Below are 23,578 nucleotides of genomic sequence, written 5' to 3' on the forward strand. Positions count from 1 at the left end.
TCAACTGCCGGTGGCGTCGTTGGACGTAACGGCGGCCAGGGCGGAGCGCAGGTGCTCGACGACAGGGCCGAGGTGCGGGTCCTGCATCAGCTCGTGGTGGCCACCGGGGACGTCGTGCACTTTCAGTTCGCCTCGCACCAGGGGCTCCCAGCCGCGGTGACGCGGAATCCCAGCGGCGACGGTGCTGGCGCTGAGCAGCAGGGCGGGGCTGTCGTACGGCTGGGGGACGTACTTCTCGTGGGCGAAGAGGTTGGCCCGGAAGACGTTGAAGAGGGCACGCAGTTGGGCCGGGCCGGACTGCGCGTCGAGGATGCGCGACCGGAGTCCTTCCTGCAGCAGGTGGCCCAGCATCACGTCGTCGCCCTGTGCCAGGGCTTCGTCCGAAACGGAGAGCTCCTGGCCGAATGCGGTGGCGGTGGCATGGGCGAAAGCGAGCCGCGCGCGCGTCTCGGAGTCGAGGTCCGTCTCCGTCTGCTCGGGCTTCGTCCGGCCGTGGACGTGGGCATCGATGAGGGCGAGCAGGTCCACGGCTTCACCGGCCTCGCGCAGGCGACGGGCCATCTCGTAGGCGATGACGCCGCCGAGAGACCAGCCTCCCAGTTGGTAGGGGCCGTGAGGCTGCACCGTGCGGATGGCTTCGATGTAGAGGGTGGCCATCTCCTCGATGGACTCGGCGACGGGCCGTCCGTCGAGGCCCCGCGACTGGAGGCCGTAGACGGGCAATGAGGGCCCCAGACGGCGCGCCAGTTCCGAGTACGCGAGGACGTTGCCGCCGCCCGGGTGGACAAGGAAGAGCGGCCGCTGGCCGGGCTCGCCGCGCTCCAGTGGGACGAGGGGCGTCCAGTCCTGTGAGTCGTCGCGGAGCACCTGGGCGAGCTGCTCGATGGTGGGCTGCTGGAAGAGGACGGAGAGGGGAATCGACTGGCCGAGACGCTCGCGCACGGCGGCGACCATGCGCACGGCGAGCAGGGAGTGGCCGCCCAACTCGAAGAAGCTGGAGCGGACGCCGACGGAGCGGACGCCGAGGACGTCCTCCCAGATGCGAGCGAGCTGCATTTCGAGCGCGTCGCGGGGAGCGACGAAGTCCCGGGCCGCGACGTCGTGGGCGTCGGGCTCGGGCAGGGCCTTGCGGTCCACCTTGCCGTTGGCGTTGAGGGGCAGGGCGCCCAGCACGACGAGCGCGGAGGGGACCATGTACTCGGGCAGCCGCTGCTTGAGGCCCACCTTGAGGGTGTCCGCGTCCAGCGGGTGGCCTTCGCGAGCAGTGACGTAACCGATGAGGCGCTTGTCCGCGTCCGTGCCCCGAGCCACGACGATGGCCTCGTTGACGCCAGTGGCGGAGCGCAGGGCTGCTTCGACTTCGCCCAACTCGATGCGGAAGCCCCGCACCTTCACCTGGAAGTCGACGCGGCCCAGGAAGTCGATGGTGCCGTCCTCCGTCCAACGGGCCTGGTCGCCCGTGCGGTAGAGGCGCTCGCCCGAAGTGGACGCGAAGGGATGGGGGACGAAGCGTTCCGCGGTCAGCTCGGGACGATTCAGGTAGCCCCAGGACAGGCCATGGCCGCCCACGTACACCTCACCGGCGACGCCTACGGGCACCGGGTGCAGGTGCGCGTCGAGCACGTAGACGGTGGAGTTGGAGAGGGGCCGGCCAATGGGGATGGCGCCTTCCACGCGCGTGCCGTGCTGCATGGAGAAGGTGGTGGAGAAGGTGGTGTTCTCCGTGGGGCCGTAGCCGTTGATGAACGTCGCACCTTCCGAAAGACGCGCGAGGTGTTCGCGCACTCGGGCGGCAGGCAGCACATCGCCACCGGCGAGGACCTGGCGCACGCCCGCGAGCGCTTCGCCCTGGTGCAGGGCCATCTGCTCGAAGAGGGCGGCGGTGAGCCACAGGGACGTCACGCGGTGGTGGCGCAGCTGGGCGGCCAGCTCCTCCAGGGAGAGGGAATGCGGCGGAGCGAGGACGAGCTTCGCGCCGTGCAGCAGCGCGCCCCAGACTTCGAGCGTGGACGCATCGAAGGCCACGGGTGCGAACTGGAGCCAGACTTCGTCGGGCCCGAAGCGCATGAAGGTGCTGCCGAGCACCAAGCGGGTGATGCCCCGGTGCGGTACACAGACGCCCTTGGGACGCCCCGTGGAGCCCGAGGTGAACATGACGTAGGCGAGAGACTCGCCATCCACGGAGACGTCGGGCGCATGCATGGGCCGCGAAGCGATCTCCGCGGACTGGGCATCCATCCAGACGCGAGCGCCGGTGGCGGGGAGCAACGAAGCGAAGGGCTGGTGAGTGACCACCACTCCGACGTCCGCGTCCTCCAGCAGCATCGCGATGCGTTCCACGGGGGCATTGCGGTCCACGGGGACGAAGGCCGCGCCCACCTTGAGGATGGCGAGGAGCGCGGTCACCAACTCGAAGGAGCGCTCGACGGCAAGGCCCACACGCGCACCCGGGACGATGCCCAGGGCACGCAGGTGCCACGCCAGTTGGTTCGCGCGCTCGTCCAGTTGGGCGTACGTCAGCGAATCATCCCCCAGCACGAGGGCGACAGCGTGAGGCGTGCTCTGGGCCTGCCGGGCGAAGTGGACGTGGACCGGAATCTCCGTCGGGCTGGTGACGCCCGTGTCGTTCCACTCCACAAGGACGCGCTGGCGCTCGTCGTTGGAGAGGAGCGGCAGGTGGGCCATGGGCTGCTCGGGCTTCGCGGCCACGGCCTCCAGCAGCGTGCGCAGGTGGCGGGCCATCCGCTCCATCGTGCTCCGCTCGAAGAGGGCGGTGCTGTACTCCAGCGTGCCTCGCAGTCCTTCGGACGTCTCCGTGAAGAAGACGCTCACGTCGAACTTCGAAGTCGACTGGGTGGCTTCCAGTCCGCGGAGACGGAGCTCTGGCAGACGCACGTCCTCCGTGGGCACGTTCTGGAGCGCGAGCAGCGTCTGGAAGAGAGGCGTGTGGCTGAGGCTGCGCGTCGGCTGCAGGATCTCCACCAGCTTTTCGAACGGCACCTCCTGGTGCTCGTACGCGTCCAGCACCGTGGCGCGCACCTGCTGGAGCAGCGCCTGGAAGGACTGGCCCTCGTCCACCTTCGCGCGCAGGACGAGCGTGTTGACGAAGAAGCCAATGAGCCCCTCCGTCTCCGCACGCGTGCGGCCGGCAATGGGCGAGCCCACGCTGATGTCCTGCTGGCCCGTGTAGCGCGACAGCAGGCCCTGCCATGCCGCGAGCAGCACCATGAAGAGCGAACCGCCTTCACGGTGGCCCAGGCTCCGCAGGGCTTCCGTCAACTCACGCGACAGAGTGAAGCCGAGGGTTGCACCCGAAGTGCTCCGGACCGCAGGACGCGGCCGGTCCGTGGGCAGCTCCAGCACGGCCGGAGCGCCGGAGAGCTTCCCCTCCCAGTAGGCCATTTCCTGCCGCAGCGTCTCACCCGAAAGCGTGCGGCGCTGCCAGTCCGCGTAGTCCGCGTATTGCACGGGAAGGGCCGGAAGGGGCGACGGCTGTCCCGCGGAGAAGGCCGCGTAGAGGGCAGTGACTTCACGCACGAGCACACCCAGCGACCAGCCGTCGGAGACGATGTGGTGCAGGGTGACGACGAGGACGTGCTTACGCTCGGAAAGCTTGAAGAGCAGTGTGCGGACGAGCGGACCGGTGTGCAGGTCGAAGGGCCGGCGCATCTCCTGTTCCACCTGGAACCGCGCTTCGGGCTCGCGCTGCGCCTCCGGCACATCCGAGAGGTCCACGAGCCCCAGGGGCACCGGACTGTCGGGGTGGATGCGCTGGACCGGTTCCCCGTCCACCTGGGTGAAGGTGGTGCGCAGGGCGTCGTGTCGGCGCACCACTTCCTGCAGGGCACGTTCCAGCACCTCCGTGCGGAGGTGGCCTTCCAGTCGGACGGCGACGGGCACGTTGTAGAGGGGGCTGCCCGGTTCGAGCTGATCAATGAGCCACAGCCGCTGCTGAGCGAAGGACAGCGGCAGCGGACCGTCATGCGAAACGCGGGTGAGCGGCGCGGTGCTCGTGCGGGTGAGTCCGGAGAGACGAACCGCGAGCGCCTCCACGGTGGGGGACTCGAAGAGCGCGCGCAGGGGCAGTTCCACGCTGAGCTCCGCGCGCACGCGCGACACCACCTGGGTGGCCAGCAGCGAGTGCCCACCCAGCGCGAAGAAGGAATCCTTCACGCCCACCTGGGGCAGGCGCAGGACTTCCGCCCAGATGGAGGCCAGCTTCGCTTCGACTTCGGTGCGAGGCGCTTCGTAGGTATTGCCGGACTGGGGCGCCTCCGGCTCCGGCAGGGCCTTGCGGTCCACCTTGCCGTTGGAGTTGAGGGGCAGGGCCTCCATCACCACGAAGGTGGAGGGCACCATGTACTCGGGGAGGCCCTGACGCAGATGGGCCTTGAGGGCTTCCACCTCCAGCGACGCATTCACCTTGGGCGTGACGTAGGCGACCAGCCGCTTGTCGGCGGCCTCACCCTTCGCGACGACGACGGCGTCCTTGAGTCCTGGAGTGCGACGGAGAGCGGCTTCGATTTCGCCCAACTCGATGCGGAAGCCACGCACCTTCACCTGGAAGTCGATGCGGCCGAGGTACTCCAGGCGCCCGTCGAGGCGGTAACGGACGCGGTCGCCCGTGCGGTACATGCGGCCGCCGGGAGGGCCGTAAGGCTCGGGGACGAAGCGCTCCGCGGTGAGTTCCGGACGCAGCAGGTAGCCACGCGCCTGTCCTTCACCCGCGAGGTACAGCTCACCTGCGACACCCACGGGCACCGGCTGCAATGAGGCGTCCAGCACATAGGCGCGCGTCGCGGGCAGGGGCCTGCCGATGAGGGGCACCTCGTCCCGACCGACGAGGGAGGCGGTGGAGTAGGTGGTGTCCTCGGAAGGCCCGTAGAGGTTGAAGAGCTTCTGCACCGTGGGGACGGCGTAGACCTGCTTCGCCAACGTCTCCGGCAGGGCCTCACCGGCGAGGTTGATGACACGCACGGAGGGCGGCACCGCACCCAGGCGCAGCAGTTGCGCCATGGCGGAGGGCACGGTGTTGACGAGGGTGACGTGAGAGGCCGTAGGCAGCTCCGCCAGGTGCAAGGCGTTGCGGGCCACGACCACCGCACCACCACTGGAGAGCGGCGCGAAGAGTTCGAAGACGGAGAGGTCGAAGTTGAGGCTCGTCGCGGCGAGGGTGCCCTTCAACTCCTCCGGCGAGAAGGTCTCCAGGGCCCAGTGGAGGAAGGAGACAGCGTTGCCATGGGAGATGGCGACGCCCTTGGGACGGCCGGTACTGCCGGAGGTGTAGATGAGGTAGGCGAGGTGTCCGGCGTGGATGTCCACGAGCGGAGACGTCGTCGGCTGCTTCGCCAGCTCCACGTCCGAGTCGAGGCACACCGGCGTGGCGCTGGTTTCAGGCAGCGCCGAGAGCAGATGGGAGTGCGCCACGAGCGCAGGACCCTGCGCATCCTCGAGCAGCCAGCCCAGGCGCTCACGCGGGTAGCTGGGGTCCAGCGGCACGTAGGCACCACCGGCCTTGAGGATGCCGAGAGCGCCGATGACGAGGTCCTCGGTGCGCTCGACGCACAGGCCGACGCGGACTTCGGGCCCGACGCCAAGTCCGCGCAGACGGTGCGCGAGCTGGTTCGCCTTCGCGTCCAGCTCCCGGTACGTCAGCTGCCGCTCGGGCGTGATGACGGCGAGCGCATCCGGCGTGCGGCGCACCTGGGCCTCCACCATCGCTGGGATGCTGGACTCCTGCGGCACCTGCGATGCGGGGGGATTCCAATCGACGAGGATCTGTTTGCGCTCGGAGTCAGTGAGCAGAGGCAGGTCACCCAGTCGGGTGTCCGGCTTCTTCGCGATGGCCTCCAGCAACACGCCGAAGTGCCCAGCCATGCGCTGGATGGTCTCGGCGTCGAACAGGTCTGTCGCGTACTCCAGCGTGCCGACGAATCCGTCCCGGCCTTCACGCAGACCCAGGGAGAGATCGAACTTCGCGAAGTGGGCGTCCAGCGGCAGGGCCTGGAAGGACAAGCCCGGCAGGCGCAGCGCCTCATTCGGTGTGTTCTGCAGGACGAACATGGCCTGGAAGAGCGGACTGCGGCTCAGGTCGCGTGTGGGCTGCACGGCTTCCACCAGCTTCTCGAACGGCAGGTGCTGATGTTCGAAGGCCGCGAAGGTCGTGCCTCGCACTTGAGTCAGCAGTTCACGGAACGTTGCACGCGAATCCAACTGGGCGCGCAGGACGAGCGTGTTGATGAAGAAGCCAATCAGGCCTTCGGTCTCCGCCTGTGTGCGGCCGGCGATGGGCGTGCCCACGCTGACGTCATCCTGTGCGGAGTAGCGCGACAGGAGCACCTGGAACGCCGCCAGCAACGTCATGAACGGCGTGGCACCTTCCCGTTGTGCCAAGGCCTTGAGCGCGTGAGAGATCTCCGAGGGGATGCGCACGTCCACCGTTGCGCCCCGGTGGGACTGCACGGGCGGCCGCGGGCGGTCCGTGGGCAACTCCAACGCCGCGGGTGCTCCGGAGAGCTGCTGCTTCCAGTAGTGGATCTGCGCGTCCAGTGCCTCGCCCTGGAGCCAGTTCCGCTGCCAGGCGGCGAAGTCCGCGTACTGCACGGACAGCGGCGCGAAAGCCGGCGTGCTGCTCGTGGAGAAGGCCTCGTAGAAGGCCACCATCTCCCGGACGAGGACGCCCATGGACCAGCCGTCGGAGACGATGTGGTGCATCGTCACGAGCAACAGATGTGAGTCCTCGGTCAGCCGCACCAACGTGCTGCGCAGCAGCGGTCCCCTGGCGAGGTCGAACGGCTTCCGCGCTTCCGCGTTGGCCAGCCTGCGCGCCTCGTCTTCCCGCAGCGTCTCAGGCCGGGTTGAGAGCTCCACGAGCGGCAGTGTCCAACCACTGGGCGCGTGGACCGTCTGGATGGGCTGATCCTGGTGCTCGTGGAAGGTGGTGCGCAGGGCGTCGTGACGGGCGACGAGCGCCTCGAAGGCACGGCGCAGGGCCTCGACGTCCAAGTGCCCCGAGAGCTGGAGGGCAGTAGGGATGTTGTACGACGCGTCGCCGGGCTGGAGCTGATCCAACAGCCATAGCCGTTGCTGAGCGAAGGACAGCGGCAGCGGACCGTCATGCGAGACGCGGGTGAGCTTCGGAGCCTGGGAGGTGGCGCTTCCGTGCAGCCGCCCGGCGAGCGCCTCCACGGTGGGGGACTCGAAGAGCGCGCGCAGGGGGAGTTCCACGTTGAACTCCGCGCGGACGCGCGACACCACCTGGGTGGCCAGCAGTGAATGCCCGCCCAGCTCGAAGAAGGAGTCCTTCACGCCCACCTGGGGCAGACGCAGGACTTCCGCCCAGATGGAGGCCAGCTTCGCTTCGACTTCCGTGCGAGGCGCTTCGTAGGTGTTGCCGGACTGGGGCGCCTCCGGCTCCGGCAGGGCCTTGCGGTCCACCTTGCCGTTGGAGTTGAGGGGCAGGGCGTCCATCACCACGAAGGTGGAGGGCACCATGTACTCGGGGAGGCCCTGACGCAGATGGGCCTTGAGGGCCTCCACTTCCAGGGAGGTCTCAGCCTTGGGCGTGACGTAGGCGACGAGGCGCTTGTCGGCGGCCTCACCCTTGGCGACGACGACGGCGTCCTTGAGACCTGGAGCGCGACGAAGGGCTGCTTCGATTTCGCCCAACTCGATGCGGAAGCCGCGCACCTTCACCTGGAAGTCGATGCGGCCGAGGTACTCCAGGCGCCCGTCGAGGCGGTAACGGACGCGGTCGCCCGTGCGGTACATGCGGCCGCCGGGAGGCCCGAAGAGCTCGGGGACGAAGCGCTCCGCGGTGAGCTCCGGGCGCAGCAGGTAGCCGCGCGCCTGGCCTTCACCCGCGAGGTACAGCTCACCTGCGACACCCACGGGCACCGGCTGGAGAGACGCGTCCAACACGTAGGCACGCGTCGCGGGCAGGGGCCTGCCGATGAGGGGCACCTCGTCCCGACCGACGAGGGAGGCGGTGGAGTAGGTGGTGTCCTCGGAAGGCCCGTAGAGGTTGAAGAGCTTCTGCACCGTGGGGACGGCGTAGACCTGCTTCGCCAACGTCTCCGGCAGGGCCTCACCGGCGAGGTTGATGACACGCACGGAGGGCGGCACCGCACCTAGGCGCAGCAGCTGCGCCATGGCGGAGGGCACGGTGTTGACGAGGGTGACGTGGGACGCGGTGGGCAGCTCCGCCAGGTGGAGTGCGTTGCGTGCCACGACCACCGCACCACCACTGGAGAGCGGCGCGAAGAGCTCGAAGACGGAGAGGTCGAAGTTGAGGCTCGTCGCGGCGAGGGTGCCCTTCAACTCCTCCGGCGAGAAGGTCTCCAAGGCCCAGTGGAGGAAGGAGACGGCGTTGCCATGGGAGATGGCGACGCCCTTGGGACGGCCTGTGCTGCCGGAGGTGTAGATGAGGTAGGCGAGGTGTCCGGCGTGGATGTCCACGAGCGGAGACGTCGTCGGCTGCTTCGCCAGCTCCACGTCCGAGTCGAGGCACACCGGCTTGGCGCTGGTTTCAGGCAGCGCCGAGAGCAGATGGGAGTGCGCCACGAGCGCAGGACCCTGCGCATCCTCGAGCAGCCAGCCCAGGCGCTCACGCGGGTAGCTGGGGTCCAGCGGCACGTAGGCACCACCGGCCTTGAGGATGCCGAGAGCGCCGATGACGAGGTCCTCGGTGCGCTCGACGCACAGGCCGACGCGGACTTCGGGCCCGACGCCAAGTCCGCGCAGACGGTGCGCGAGCTGGTTCGCCTTCGCGTCCAGCTCCCGGTACGTCAGCTGCCGCTCGGGCGTAATGACGGCGAGCGCATCCGGCGTGCGGCGCACCTGGGCCTCCACCATCGCTGGGATGCTGGACTCCTGCGGCACCTGCGATGCGGGGGGATTCCAATCGACGAGGATCTGTTTGCGCTCGGAGTCAGTGAGCAGCGGCAGGTCACCCAATCGGGTGTCCGGCTTCGTCGCGAGGGCCTCCAGCAACACCTCGAAGTGTCCAGCCAGACGCTGGATGGTCGCCACGTCGAACAGGTCGGTCGCGAAGTCGAATGAACCGACGAATCCGTCCCGGCCTTCACGCAGACCCAGGGAGAGGTCGAACTTGGCGAAGTGTGATTCCAGCGGCAGGGCCTGGAAGGACAAGCCCGGCAGGCGCAGCGCCTCGGTGGGCGTGTTCTGCAGGACGAACATGGCCTGGAACAGCGGGCTGCGGCTCAGGTCGCGCGTGGGCTGCACGGCCTCCACGAGCTTCTCGAACGGCAGGTGCTGATGGTCGTAGGCCGCGAGTGTCGTGTCTCGCACCTGGGCCAGCAGTTCACGGAACGTCGCCCGAGGATTCAGCTGGGCTCTCAGGACGAGCGTGTTGATGAAGAAGCCGATGAGGCCTTCGGTCTCCGCCTGGGTGCGGCCGGCAATGGGTGAACCCACGCTGACATCGTCTTGCGCGGAGTAGCGCGACAGCAGCACCTGGAACGCCGCCAGCAACGTCATGAACGGCGTGGCGCCTTCCCTCTGCGAGAGCGCCTTGAGGGCATCCGCGATGTGCTTGGGAATGCGCACTTCCACCGAGTCACCCCGGTGCGACTGCACGGGCGGGCGCGGGTGGTCCGTGGGCAGCTCCAACGCAGCGGGTGCTCCGGAGAGCTGCTGCTTCCAGTATTGGATCTGCGCGTCCAGTGCCTCGCCCTGGAGCCAGTTCCGCTGCCACGCCGCGAAGTCCGCGTACTGCACGGGCAGCGGCGGGAGCGAGGGCGACTGGCCCGTGGAGAATGCCGCGTAAAAGGTCGCCACTTCCCGGACGAGGACCCCCATGGACCAGCCGTCGGAGACGATGTGGTGCATCGTCACGAGCAACAGGTGTGAGTCCTGTCCCAGCCGCACCAGCGTGCTGCGCAGCAGTGGTCCCCTGGCGAGGCCGAACGGCTTCCGTGCTTCCTCGTTGGCCATCCGCCGCGCCTCTTCTTCCCGGAGTGCTTCAGGCCGGGCGGAGAGGTCCACGAGCGGCAGAGTCCAACCGCCGGGAGCGTGGATGTTCTGGATGGGCTGGTCCTGGTGCTCGTGGAAGGTGGTGCGCAGGGCCTCGTGGCGCTGGATGAGCGCTTCGAAGGCACGGCGCAGGGCTTCCACGTCCAACTGCCCAGAGAGCTGGAGCGCGGTGGGGATGTTGTACGACGCGTCTCCAGGCTGGAGCTGATCCAACAGCCACAGCCGCTGCTGCGCGAAGGACAACGGCCGCGGGCCGTCCGCGTGCGTCTGGGTGGGCGCGGGCAGGTGGAGGTTCGGCGTGGCCGTCTGGAGCCGCTCCGCGAGCGCGGCCACGGTGGGCGCTTCGAAGAGGGCCCGCAGCGGCAGTTCCACGCGGAACGTGGCGCGCACGCGCGAGACGAGCTGGGTCGCCAGCAGCGAATGACCGCCGAGCGCGAAGAAGTCGTCGTGGACGCCCACGCGCTCCACACGCAGCACCTGAATGAAGAGGGCCGCGAGCTGCTCCTCGGTGGCGGTGCGCGGCGCGACGTAGGTGGACCCGAGCGCCGTGCCCTGGGGCGCGGGCAGTGCCTTGCGGTCCACCTTTCCGTTGGTGTTGAGCGGCAGGGCCTCCAGCACGAGGAACGCGGACGGCACCATGTACTCGGGCAGGTTCTGCTTGAGGAAGGTGCGCAGCTCGGTGGAGTCCAGGGACTCTCCCGCCTCGGGGACAAGATAGGCGACGAGCCGCTTGTCTCCGGGCACGTCCTCGCGGGCGAGGACGACGGCTTGATGCACGGCGGGATGTCCCAGCAGGCGGGACTCGATTTCACCCAGCTCGATGCGGAAGCCGCGGATCTTCACCTGGAAGTCAGCGCGGCCCAGGTAGTCGAGCATCCCGTCCGCACGCCAGCGCACCACGTCGCCCGTGCGGTAGAGGCGTGCACCGGGCGTGGAGGAGAAGGCATCCGGGATGAAGCGGTCCGCCGTCAGCTCCGGCCGGTTGAGGTAGCCGCGCGCGACGCCCTCACCACCGATGAAGAGCTCACCCGCGACGCCCACGGGCACGGGGCGCAGCGTGCGGTCCAGCACGTAGACGCGGACGTTGGGCAGGGGCCTGCCGATGGTGGGAGAGGGGGAAGCGTCGAAGGCGCAGGCGGTGGCGTCGACGGTGCACTCGGTGGGGCCGTAGACGTTGAAGACGCGAGGGCGCGGGGCCTGGGCGAGGTGGCGCCAGGTGGCGGGGTCCACGGCTTCACCCCCCACGAGGACGCGGTGGGGGATGGCCCTGCGCTCCAGCAGGCCTTCATCCACCAGCAGGCGCAGGTGCGCGGGAGAGCAGTCGAGGACGTCGAGGGCGTCCTGGGCAATCCGGTTGACGAGCTCGCCGACGTCGGCGCGTGCCTCGTCGGGGACGATGCAGAGGGTGTGGCCGTCGAGCACCTGGATGAGCTGTTTGACGGAGGCATCGAAGGAGAGCGGAGCGTTGACGCTGACGCGCTCCCCGGGCTGGGCGTCCGCGTGCACGGTGGCGGCGAGGGCGACGCGAAGATTGAGCACGGAGCGGTGCTGAATCATCACGCCCTTGGGGCGGCCGGTGCTGCCGGAGGTGTAGATGATGTACGCCAGATGCTCCGGCGTGACCGACGTCACCGGCGAGTCCTGGGACTCAAGAGCGAAGTCCGCGGAGTCGGAGTCCAGGCAGAGGGTGTGCGCGGAGTGCGGAGGAAGAGAGTCGCGCAGGCGCTGCTGGGTGAGGACGACGGGAGCGCCGGTGTCCTGGAGGACGTGGGCGAGCCAGTCGCGCGGGTAGCTGGGGTCGATGGGGACGTAGGCGCCACCGGCCTTGAGAGTGCCGAGGATGCCGACGAGGGCCTCCACGGAGCGCTCCACGCAGAGCACGACGCGCACGTCGGGGCCGACGCCCAGCTTCACCATCCGGTGCGCGAGCTGATTGGCGCGCGTGTCCAGCTCACGGAAGGTGAGCTGCTCCTCGCGGCAGATGACGGCCAGCGCGTCGGGCGTGCGAAGGGCCTGGGCGCTGAAGGCGTCATGGAGGCAGAGGTCGCGAGGGAACTCGGCGCTGGGGCCATTCCAGTCCACGAGGAGCCGCTGCCGCTCTGGCGCGGTGAGCAGGGGCAGGCCCGCGAGCGTCGCGTCCGGCTGGGCGGCGATGGCCTCCAGCAGCACGCCCAGGTGTCCGGACATTCGCTGGACCGTCGAAACATCGAAGAGGTCCGTCGCGTACGTCAGCAGCCCGACGAAGCCCTGGGGTGACTCGCCGAGGGTGAGCGTGAGGTCGAACTTGGAGGACCGGGTGTCCACCGGGACGCTCTGGAAGGACAGCCCGGACACGCGGAGCGCTTCGGTGGGCGTGTTCTGCAGGGAGAACATCGCCTGGAAGAGCGCGCTGCGGCTCAGGTCTCGCGAGGGCTGGAGGACCTCCACCAGCTTCTCGAAGGGCAGGTGCTGGTGCTCATAGGCCGCGAGCGTCGTGCGGCGCACCTGCGCGAGGAACTCACGGAAGGTCGCCTGCGGCTGCACGTGGGCGCGCAGCACGAGCGTGTTGACGAAGAAGCCGATGAGGCCCTCGGTCTCCGCCTGGGTGCGGCCCGCGATGGGCGTACCCACGCTGATGTCGTCCTGCGTGGAGTAGCGCGACAGGAGCAGCTGCCAGGCCGCGAGCAGCAGCATGAAGGGCGTGGCGCCTTCATCCTGGGCCAGGGCCTTCAAGGACTGGGAGACCTCCAACGGGATGCGCACGTCCACCGTGGCGCCTCGGCGTGACTGCACCGGCGGACGCGGGCGGTCCGTGGGCAGGTCCAGCGCGGAAGGTGCCCCCCCGAGCTGCTTCTTCCAGTAGCCCAGCTGCGCGTCCAGGGCCTCACCCTGGAGCCAGCCTCGCTGCCACATCGAGAAGTCCGCGTACTGCACGGGCAGCGGCGGGAGCGAGGGCCACTGGCCCGCGACGAAGGCTTCGTAGAAGGCCGCCACTTCCCGGACGAGCACGCCCATGGACCAGCCGTCGGAGACGATGTGGTGCATCGTCACCAGCAACAGGTGCGAATCCTGTCCCAGCCGCACCAGCGTGCTGCGCAGCAACGGGCCCGTGGAGAGGTTGAAGGCACGCCGGGCTTCCGTGGCCGCCGCGCGCTGGGCCTCCTCCTCCCGCTGCGTCTCAGGCAGGGACGTCAGGTCGATGAGGGGCAGCTCCCAGCTGGAGGGCTCCTGGATGCATTGCGACGGCTCCTCCTGCGACGTGGAGAGCGTGGTGCGCAGCGATTCGTGGCGCTCCACCAGCGCTTCGAAGGCGCGGCGCAACGACTCCAGGTCCACCGGGCCCGTCAGTCGCAGGGCGGTGGGGATGTTGTACGAGATGTCTCCCGGCTGGAGCTGATCCAGTAGCCACAGGCGCTGCTGCGCGAAGGACAGCGGAATGGCGCCTTCTCGTGGCATGGGCCGCAGCGGCGGTGCGCGGAGCCCGGTGGTCTGGGCCTCCTCGAGCTTCGGCGCGAGGCGTTCGACGGTGGGCGCCTCGAAGAGGGCCCGCAGCGGCAGCTCCACACGGAAGGTGGAGCGCACGCGCGAGACGAGCTGGGTGGCCAACAGCGAGTGGCCTCCCATGGCGAAGAAGTCGTCCCGCACGCCGATGCGCTCCACGCGGAGGACCTCGGCGAAGAGGGTGGCCAGCTGCTCCTCGGTGGCGGTGCGCGGCGCGACGAAGACGGTGCTCCGAGGCGTGTTCCCCGGCTCCGGCAGGGCCTTGCGGTCCACCTTGCCGTTGGCGTTGATGGGCAGCGCGTCCAGCACCATGAAGGCAGACGGCACCATGTACTCGGGCAGCCGCTGCTTGAGGCCTGCCCGGAGCGTGTCCGGGGTCGGCGCATGGCCCGCGCGCGCGGTGACGTAGCCGATGAGGCGCTTGTCCGCGCCGGTGCCCCGCGCCACGACGACCGCTTCGTTGACGCTGGCGGCGGAGCGCAGCGCGGTCTCGATTTCGCCCAGCTCGATGCGGAAGCCACGTACCTTCACCTGGAGGTCGACACGGCCCAGGAAGTCGAGCGTGCCGTCCTCCCTCCAGCGGGCCTGGTCTCCCGTGCGGTAGAGGCGCTCGCCCGGACTGGAGGCGAAGGGGTGGGGGATGAAGCGCTCCGCGGTCAGGTCCGGGCGGTGCAGGTAGCCCCAGGCCAGACCCTGGCCGCCGACGTACACCTCGCCGGCAATGCCCACGGGCACCGGGTGCAGGTTCGCGTCGAACACGTAGACCGTGGAGTTGGAGGGCGGCCGGCCGACGGGGATGGCTCCTTCCACGTGCGAGCCATGCCCCATGGCGAAGGTGGTGGCGAGGGTGGTGCTCTCCGTGGGGCCGTAGGCGTTGTGGAAGCTGGCGCCTTCGGGGATGCGGGCCAGGTGCTCGCGCACGCGGTCCGCGGGCAGCACGTCGCCACCGGAGAGAATCTGGCGCACGCCCGCGAGCGCTTCACCCTGGTGCAGGGCCATCTGCTCGAAGAGCGCGGTCGTCAGGAACAGCGTCGTCACACCATGGTGGCGCAACAGCGCGGCCAGCTCCTCCAACGACAGCGAGTGGGGCGGAGCGAGGACGAGCTTCGAACCATTCAGCAGCGCGCCCCAGATTTCGAGCGTGGAGGCGTCGAAGGCGATGGGGGCGACATGCAGCCAGACCTCGTCCGCGCCGAAGCGCATGAAGGTGCTGCCGACCACCATTCGCGTGATGCCCCGGTGCGGAATGCAGACGCCCTTGGGACGGCCGGTGCTCCCGGAGGTGAACATCACATAGGCCATGGCCTCGCCGTCCACGCGGACGTCAGGGACGTGGGTGGGCCGCGTGGCGATGACGTCTCGCTGCGCATCCAGCCAGACGCGGGTGCCGGTGGCGGGCAGCAGTGACGCGAAGGGCTGGTGGGTGACGACGAAGTGGACGTCCGCGTCCTCCAGCAGGGACGCGATGCGCTCCACGGGCGCATTGCGGTCCACGGGGACGTAGGTGGCACCCACCTTGAGGATGGCGAGGAGCGCCGCGACCAGCTCGAAGGACCGCTCGACGGCGAGACCGACACGCGCACCCGGAACGATGCCGAGGTCGCGCAGGTGGTGGGCCAGTTGGTTCGCGCGCGCGTCCAGCTGCGCATACGTCAGCGAGGCCTCCCCCATGACGAGGGCGATGGCCTCGGGCGCGCGCTGCGCCTGCCGCGCGAAGTGGACGTGGACGGGAATGTCCGTGGGACTGGCGACGGCGGTGTCGTTCCACTCCACGAGGATGCGCTGCCGCTCCTCGCTGGAGAGGAGGGACAGCCCGGCCACGGACTGCTCGGGACTGGCGGCCACGGCCTCCAGCAGCGTGAGCAGCTGACGGGCCATCCGCTCCACGGTGCCGCGCTTGAAGAGCGCGGTGCTGTACTCCAGCGAACCCACGAAGCCCTGGGGCGAGTCCTGCATCGCCAGGTTGAGGTCGAACTTCGCGGAGCGCCCTTCGGTGATGACCTGCTGGAAGGTGAGGCCGCGAACGCGCAGGTCTCCCACCGGGGCGTTCTGGAGGGCGAACATCACCTGGAACAGCGGGCTGCGGCTTGCGTCCCGTACGGGCTGGAGGACCTCCACCAGCTTCTCGAACGGCAGGTGCTGGTGCTCGTAGGCCGCGAGCGTCGTGCCGCGCACCTGGGCGAGCAGCGTCCGGAAGGAGTCCTCCGGCGCCACGCGCGTGCGCAGGACGAGCGTGTTGACGAAGAAGCCGATGAGGCCCTCGGTCTCCGCCTGCGTGCGGCCCGCGATGGGCGAGCCCACGGTGATGTCGTCCTGCGCGGCGTAGCGCGACAGGAGCACCTGGAAGGCCGCCAGCAGCACCATGAAGGGCGTGGCGCCTTCACGCTGGGCCAGCGCCTTGAGCGCGTCGGACGTCGCCTGGGGAATCCGGACGGAGACGGCCGCGCCCTGGTGGGACTGGATGGCCGGACGCGGATGGTCGGTGGGAAGCTCCAGCGCGAACGCCGCGCCCGCGAGCTGCTGCTTCCAGTAACCCAGCTGCGCGTCCAACGCCTCTCCCTGGAGCCACTGGCGCTGCCGTTCCGCGAAGTCCGCGTACTGCACCGGCAGCGGGGCCAGGGTGGGCGTCTGGCCGGAGGTGAAGGCCTCGTAGAAGGTGATCAGCTCGCGGACGAGCACGCCCATGGACCAGCCGTCGGAGACGATGTGGTGCATCGTCACGAGCAGGAGGTGGTCCTCCTCCGCCAGCCGTACCAGCGTCGTGCGCAGGAGCGGTCCGCGCTCCAGGTGGAAGGGCTGGTTCGCCTCCTTCGCGATGCGGCGCTGGGCCTCGGCTTCGCGCTGCGCGTCGGGCAGCGAGGACAGGTCCACGAGCGGCAGTGTCCACGCGTCCGGCAGGTGGATGTGCTGCGTGGCCTGGCCTTCATGCTCATGGAAGGTGGTGCGCAGGGATTCGTGACGCGCGACCAGGGACTCGAAAGCGCGGCGCAGCGACGCCACGTCCACCGGCCCCTGCAGCCGGAGCGCGGACGGAATGTTGTACGACGCATCCCCCGGCGTGAGCTGATCCAGGAACCAGAGGCGTTGCTGGGCGAAGGAGAGCGGAATGGCTCCCTTGCGTGAGGTGGGCCGGAGCGGAAGAGCCCCTCGGGCCGCGGCGGGCCGCGCGTCCGCGAGCTTCAGCGCGAGAGCGGCGACGGTCGGCGCATCGAAGAGGGCCCGCAGGGGCAGCTCCAACCCGAGCGTGGTCCGCACGCGCGAGACGAGCTGGGTGGCCAGCAGCGAGTGGCCTCCCAACGCGAAGAAGTCATCGTGGAGGCCCACCTGCTCCACCCGGAGGACTTCGGCGAAGAGGGCCGCCAGCTGCTTCTCCGTGGCGGTGCGCGGTGCGACGTAGGCGACGGCGCGCGCGGTCTCCTCCGGCTCCGGCAGTGCCTTGCGGTCCACCTTGCCGTTGGCGTTGAGAGGCAGCGCGGTCAGCACCACGAAGGCCGCCGGCACCATGTACTCCGGCAGGCTCCGCCGGAGATGGGCCTTGAGCGCGTCCGAGTCCAGCGAGTGGCCTTCGCTCGCGCTGACGTAGCCGATGAGGCGCTTGTCCGCGTCCGAGCCCCGGGCCACGACGACGGCCTCGTTGACGCCCGGGAAGGCGCGCAGCACGGCTTCGATTTCACCCAGCTCGATGCGGAAGCCACGCACCTTCACCTGGAAGTCGACGCGACCCAGGAAGTCGAGCGTGCCGTCCGTCTTCCATCGGGCCTTGTCGCCCGTGCGGTAGAGGCGCTCGCCCGGCGTGGACGCGAAGGGATGGGCGACGAAGCGTTCCGCGGTCAGGTCGGGGCGGTTCAGGTAGCCCCAGGTCAGACCCTGGCCTCCGACGTACACCTCACCCGCGACGCCCTCGGGCACCGGGCGCAGGTTCGCGTCGAGCACGTAGACCGTGGAGTTGGAGAGCGGCCGGCCGATGGACACCGAACCGCCCACCACCGAGTCGCGATGCATGGCGAAGGTGGTGGAGAAGGTCGTGTTCTCCGTGGGGCCGTAGCCGTTGATGAAAGTGGAGCCTTCCGGCAGGCGGGCCAGGTGCTCGCGAACGCGGGAGGCGGGCAGCACGTCGCCACCCGCGAGGACCTGGCGCACGCCCGCGAGCGCGTCGCCCTGGTGCAGGGACATCTGCTCGAAGAGGGCGGCGGTGAGCCAGAGCGACGTCACGCGGTGGTGGCGCAGTTGCGCGGCCAGGTCCTCCAGCGACAGGGAATGCGGCGGAGCGAGGACGAGCTTCGCGCCGTGCAGCAGCGCGCCCCAGATTTCGAGCGTGGAGGCATCGAAGGCAACAGGGGCGGCCTGGAGCCAGACTTCATCCGGCCCGAAGCGCATGAAGGTGTTGCCGAGCACCAGGCGCGTGATGCCCCGGTGTGGCGCGCAGACGCCCTTGGGGCGGCCCGTGGAGCCCGAGGTGAACATCACGTAGGCCAGGGCTTCACCGTCCACGCGGACGTCCGGCGCATGCGTGGGGCGCGCGGCGATCTCCGTGGCCTGGGTATCCAACCAGACGCGGGTGCCGGAAGCGGGCAGCAGTGACGCGAAGGGCTGGTGCGCGATCGTCACGCTGACGTCCGCATCCTCCAGCAGTGCGGCGATGCGCTCCACGGGCGCATTGCGGTCCACGGGGACGAAGGCCGCGCCCACCTTGAGGATGGCGAGGAGCGCGGTCACCAACTCGAAGGACCGCTCGATGGCGAGGCCGATGCGTGCACCGGGGACGATGCCCAGGGCCCGCAGGTGATGGGCCAGCTGGTTCGCGCGTGAATCCAACTGGGCATACGTCAGCGAGTCATCCCCCAGCACCAGGGCCACCGCGTCGGGCGTGCTCTGGGCCTGCTGGGCGAAGTGGACGTGGACCGGCACGTCCGTCGGGCTGACGGCGGCCGTGTCATTCCACTCCACGAGGACGCGCTGACGCTCTTCGCTGGAGAGGAGGGACAGCCCGGCCACGGGCTGCTCGGGCTTCGCGGCCACGGCCTCCAGCAGCGTGCGCAGATGGTTGCCCATCCGCTCGAGGGTGCTCCGCTCGAAGAGCGCGGTGCTGTACTCCATCCAGCCGGTGAAGCCCTGCGGTGAGTCCTGCAACGTCAGGGTGAGATCGAACTTGGCGGAGTGGCCCTCGGCGACGACCTGCCGGAAGGTGAGGCCCGGCACGCGCAGCGCTTCTCCCGGGGCGTTCTGGAGGACGAACATCACCTGGAAGAGGGGGCTGCGGCTCGTGTCCCGCACGGGCTGGAGCACCTCCACCAGCTTCTCGAAGGGCACGTGCTGATGCTCGTACGCAGCGAGCGTCGTGCCGCGCACCTGGGCGAGCAACTGGCGGAAGGAACTCTCCGGCGTCACGCGAGTACGCAGGACGAGCGTGTTGACGAAGAAGCCGATGAGTCCTTCGGTTTCCGCCTGGGTCCGGCCCGCGATGGGCGAACCCACGGTGATGTCGTCCTGGCCTGCGTAGCGAGACAGGAGCACCTGCCAGGCCGCGAGCAGCACCATGAAGGGCGTGGCACCTTCGCGCTGGGCCAGGGCCTTGAGCGCGTCGGACGCAGCCTGGGGAATCCTCACGGCGTGGGTCGCGCCCGCGTGGGACTGGATGGCCGGGCGGGGATGATCCGTGGGCAGCTCCAGCGTGGCCTGAGCCCCTCCGAGCTGCTGCTTCCAGTAGCCCAGCTGCGCGTCGAGCGTCTCGCCCTGGAGCCAGTCGCGCTGCCACGCCGCGAAGTCCGTGTACTGCACCGGCAGCGGGGCCAGCGCGGGCGCCTGACCGGTACTGAAGGCTTCATAGAAGGCCACCAGCTCGCGGACGAGCACGCTCATGGACCAGCCGTCGGAGACGATGTGGTGCATCGTCACGAGCAACAGGTGTTCTTCCGCCGCCAGCCGCACGAGCGCGGTGCGCAGCAGCGGACCGTTCCGCAGGTCGAACGGCTGACGTGCGTCCGCTTCGACCTTCCGCTGTGCTTCGTCTTCGCGCCGCGCCTCGGGCAGCGTGGAGAGGTCGGTGAACGGCAACGCCCACGTGCCGGGCGTGTGGATGTGCTGGGTGGCCTGCCCCTCGCTGTCGCGGAAGGTGGTGCGCAGGGCGTCGTGACGAGCGACCAGCGCTTCAAACGCGCGGCGCAGCGACTCCACGTCCACCTGGCCCGTCAGCCGGAGCGCCGTGGGGATGTTGTAGGACGCGTCGCCCGGCGTGAGCTGATCCAGGAACCAGAGCCGCTGCTGGGCGAAGGACAGGGGCTGCGGCCCGTCCACCTCGGTCCGGGTGAGCGGCGGGAGGCGGAGGCTCGGCGTCTGGGATTGGAGGCGCTCGGCGAGCGTGGCCACGGTGGGCGCTTCGAAGAGGGCCCGCAGCGGCAGCTCCGCGCGGAAGGTGGCGCGGATGCGAGAGACGAGCTGGGTGGCCAGCAGGGAGTGGCCTCCGAGCGCGAAGAAGTCGTCGTGGATGCCCACGCGCTCCACGCGCAGCACCTGCGTGAAGAGGGTGGCGAGCTGCTCCTCGGTGGGCGTGCGCGGCGCGACGTAGGTGGACCCGAGCGCCGTGCCCTGGGGGGCGGGCAGTGCCTTCCGGTCCACCTTGCCGTTGGTGTTGAGGGGCAGGGCCTCCAGCACGAGGAGCGCCGAGGGGCGCATGTGTTCCGGCAGGAACTGCTTGAGCCAGTCCTTGAGGGACTCGGGCGTGGGCGCGGGCTCCGTGCCTTCCGGAGGCACCACGTAGGCGACGAGCCGCTTGTCGCCGGGGATGTCCTCGCGAGCCAGCACCACGGCGGCGTGCACCTGGGGATGCTTGAGGAGCGCGGCTTCGACTTCACCCAGCTCGATGCGGAAGCCGCGGATCTTCACCTGGAAGTCAGCACGGCCCAGGTAGTCGAGCATCCCGTCCGCGCGCCAGCGAACCACGTCGCCCGTGCGGTAGAGGCGTGCACCCGGGGTGGAGGAGAAGGCATCCGGGATGAAGCGGTCCGCCGTCAGCTCCGGCCGGTTGAGGTAGCCGCGCGCGACGCCCTCACCACCGATGAAGAGCTCCCCGGCGACGCCCACGGGCACGGGGCGCAACGTGCGGTCGAGCACATAGACGCGGACGTTGGGCAGGGGCCTGCCGATGGTGGGAGTCGGAGACGCATCGAAGGCGCAGGCGGTGGCGTCGACGGTGCACTCGGTGGGGCCGTAGACGTTGAAGACGCGCGGGCGCGGGGCCTGGGCCAGGTGGCGCCAGGTAGCGGGGTCCACGGCTTCGCCACCCACGAGGACGCGGTGGGGGATGGCCTTGCGCTCCAGCAGGCCTTCATCCACCAGCAGGCGCAGGTGCGCGGGAGAGCAGTCGAGGACGTCGAGGGCGTCCTGGGCAATCCGGTTGACGAGTTCGCCGACGTCGGCGCGGGCCTCGTCGGGGACGATGCAGAGAGTGTGGCCGTCGAGCACCTGGATGAGCTGCTTGACGGAGGCGTCGAAGGAGAGCGGCGCATTGACGCTGACACGCTCCCCAGGCTGAGCATCCGCGTGCACGGTGGTGGCAAGGGCGACGCGAAGATTGAGCACGGAGCGGTGCTGAATCATCACGCCCTTGGGGCGGCCGGTGCTGCCGGAGGTGTAGATGATGTAGGCGAGGTGCTCCGGCGTGACATGCGTCACAGGCGCGTGCGCGGGCTCACGTGAGAGGTCCGCGGAGTCGGAGTCCAGGCAGAGGGTGTGCGCGGAGTGCGGAGGAAGCGAGTCGCGCAGGCGCTGCTGGGTGAGGACGACGGGAGCGCCGGTGTCCTGGAGGACGTGGGCGAGCCAGTCACGCGGGTAGCTGGGGTCGATGGGGACGTAGGCGCCACCGGCCTTGAGAGTGCCGAGGATGCCGACGAGGGCCTCCACGGAGCGCTCCACGCAGAGCACGACGCGTTCATCGGGGCCGACGCCCAACTTCACCAGCCGGTGCGCGAGCTGATTGGCGCGCGTGTCCAACTCACGGAAGGTGAGCTGTTCCTCGCGGCAGATGACGGCCAGGGCGTCAGGCGTGCGGAGTGCCTGCGCGCTGAAGGCGTCATGGAGGCAGAGGTCGCGAGGGAACTCGGCGCTGGGGCCATTCCAGTCCACGAGAAGCCGCTGCCGCTCCGGAGCGGTGAGCAGGGGCAGGCTCGCGACCGTCGTGTCCGGCTGGGCGGCGATGGCCTCCAGCAACACGCCCATGTGGCCCACCAGGCGCTGCATGGTCGAGGCATCGAAGAGGTCGCTGCTGTACTCCAGGACGCCCACGAAGCCCTGGGGCGAGTCCTGCATCGTCAGCGTCAGGTCGAACTTCGCGGAGTTCGATTCGAGCGGAAGCTGCTCGAACGACAGGCCCGGCACGCGCAGCGCTTCCATGGGCGTGTTCTGCAAGGAGAACATCGCCTGGAAGAGCGCGCTGCGGCTCAGGTCGCGAACGGGCTGGAGGGTCTCCACCAGCTTCTCGAACGGCACGTGCTGGTGCTCGTAGGCCGCGAGCGTCGTTCCACGCACCTGCGCCAGCAACTGGCGGAAGGTCGCCTGTGGCTGCACGTGGGCACGCAGCACCAGCGTGTTGACGAAGAAGCCGATGAGGCCCTCGGTCTCCGCTTGGGTGCGGCCGGCGATGGGCGTACCGACGCTGATGTCGTCCTGCGTGGAGTAGCGCGACAGGAGCAGCTGCCATGCCGCGAGCAGCAGCATGAAGGGCGTGGCGCCTTCACGCTGGGCCAGGGTCTTGAGGGCGTCGGAGAGTTGCGCGGGGACGCGCATGTCCACCGCGGCGCCCCGATGCGACTGCACGGGCGGACGCGGACGGTCCGTGGGCAGGTCCAGCGCGGCGGGTGCTCCCGCGAGCTTCTCCTTCCAGTAGGCGAGCTGGGTCTCCAGCGTTTCGCCCTGGAGCCATGATCGCTGCCAGACGGAGAAGTCCGCGTACTGCACGGGCAGCGGCGCGAGGGTGGGCAGGTGATCCGTGTGGAACGCCGCATAGAGCGCGGTGAGCTCACGGACGAGGACGCTCATGGACCAGCCGTCGGAGACGATGTGGTGCATCGTCACCAGCAGCAGGTGCTCCGCGTCGCCCAGGCGCACCAGCGACGTGCGGAGGAGCGGGCCGGCTTCCAGGTCGAAGGGACGCCGGGCCTCCAGGTTCGCGAGGCGCCGCGCCTCTTCCTCCCGCCGGGCCTCGGGCACCGAGGACACGTCGAGCAGGGACAGCGTCCACGTCCCAGGCGAGTGGATGCGCTGCGCGGGCTCGCCCTGGTGCTGGAAGAAGGTGGTGCGCAGCGTTTCATGCCGTGCGACCAGCGTCTCGAAGGCACGGCGCAGGGACTCCACGTCCACCTGGCCCTTCAGGCGAAGGGCCGCGGGGATGTTGTACGCGGCGCTGCCCGGCTGGAGCTGATCCAGCAGCCACAGCCGCTGCTGCGCGAAGGACAGGGGCGGCGGGCCCTCGTGGGTGGCGACAGGGAGTGGCGGGAGCCGGGAGCCAGCGGCGGAGGTGCGCAGGCGCTCGGCGAAGGCGGCGACGGTGGGGGCCTCGAAGAGGGCTCGAAGCGGCAGCTCCGCACCGAAGGCCGCGCGGACGCGGGAGACGAGCTGGGTGGCCAGCAGGGAGTGGCCACCGAGCGCGAAGAAGTCATCGTGGACGCCCACGCGCTCCACGCGCAGGACCTGGGCGAAGACGTCCGCGAGCTTCTCTTCGGTGGCGTCGCGAGGAGCGACGAAGTCCGCGAGCGGTGAAGCGTCAGGGACGGGCAGTGCTTTCCTGTCCACCTTGCCATTGGGGCTGAGGGGAAGGGCCTCCATGACGACGAAGGCGGCGGGTACCATGTACTCGGGCAGCCGCTCCTTGAGGAACGTGCGCACCGCCGAGGTGTCCAGTTGCTGGCCCGAAGTGGGCGCGACGTAGGCGACGAGGCGCTTGTCCCCGGGGACGTCCTCACGAGCGAGGACGGCGGCTTCGTGCACGGAAGCGTGCGCGAGGAGAGAGGCTTCGATTTCACCCAGCTCGATGCGGAAGCCGCGGACCTTCACCTGGAAGTCGAGCCGCTGGAGGTAGTCCAGCTGTCCGTCGGCGCGCCAGCGCACGACG

General features: G+C 69.6%; 1 protein-coding gene (running past one end of the window). It reads right to left on the reverse strand.

The features are described 5' to 3' along the window. A protein-coding gene (locus D7Y11_RS08755) for a non-ribosomal peptide synthetase (RefSeq protein ID WP_126933467.1) crosses the window boundary here: on the reverse strand, positions 1-23,578 show its 3' portion. The gene runs 5,780 nt beyond the window's last position; the window shows 23,578 of its 29,358 coding nt (coding positions 5,781-29,358); its start codon lies beyond the right edge, outside the window; the stop codon is at positions 1-3.

This window comes from Corallococcus sp. AB018 (genome assembly GCF_003986945.1).
Lineage (GTDB): Bacteria > Myxococcota > Myxococcia > Myxococcales > Myxococcaceae > Corallococcus > Corallococcus exiguus.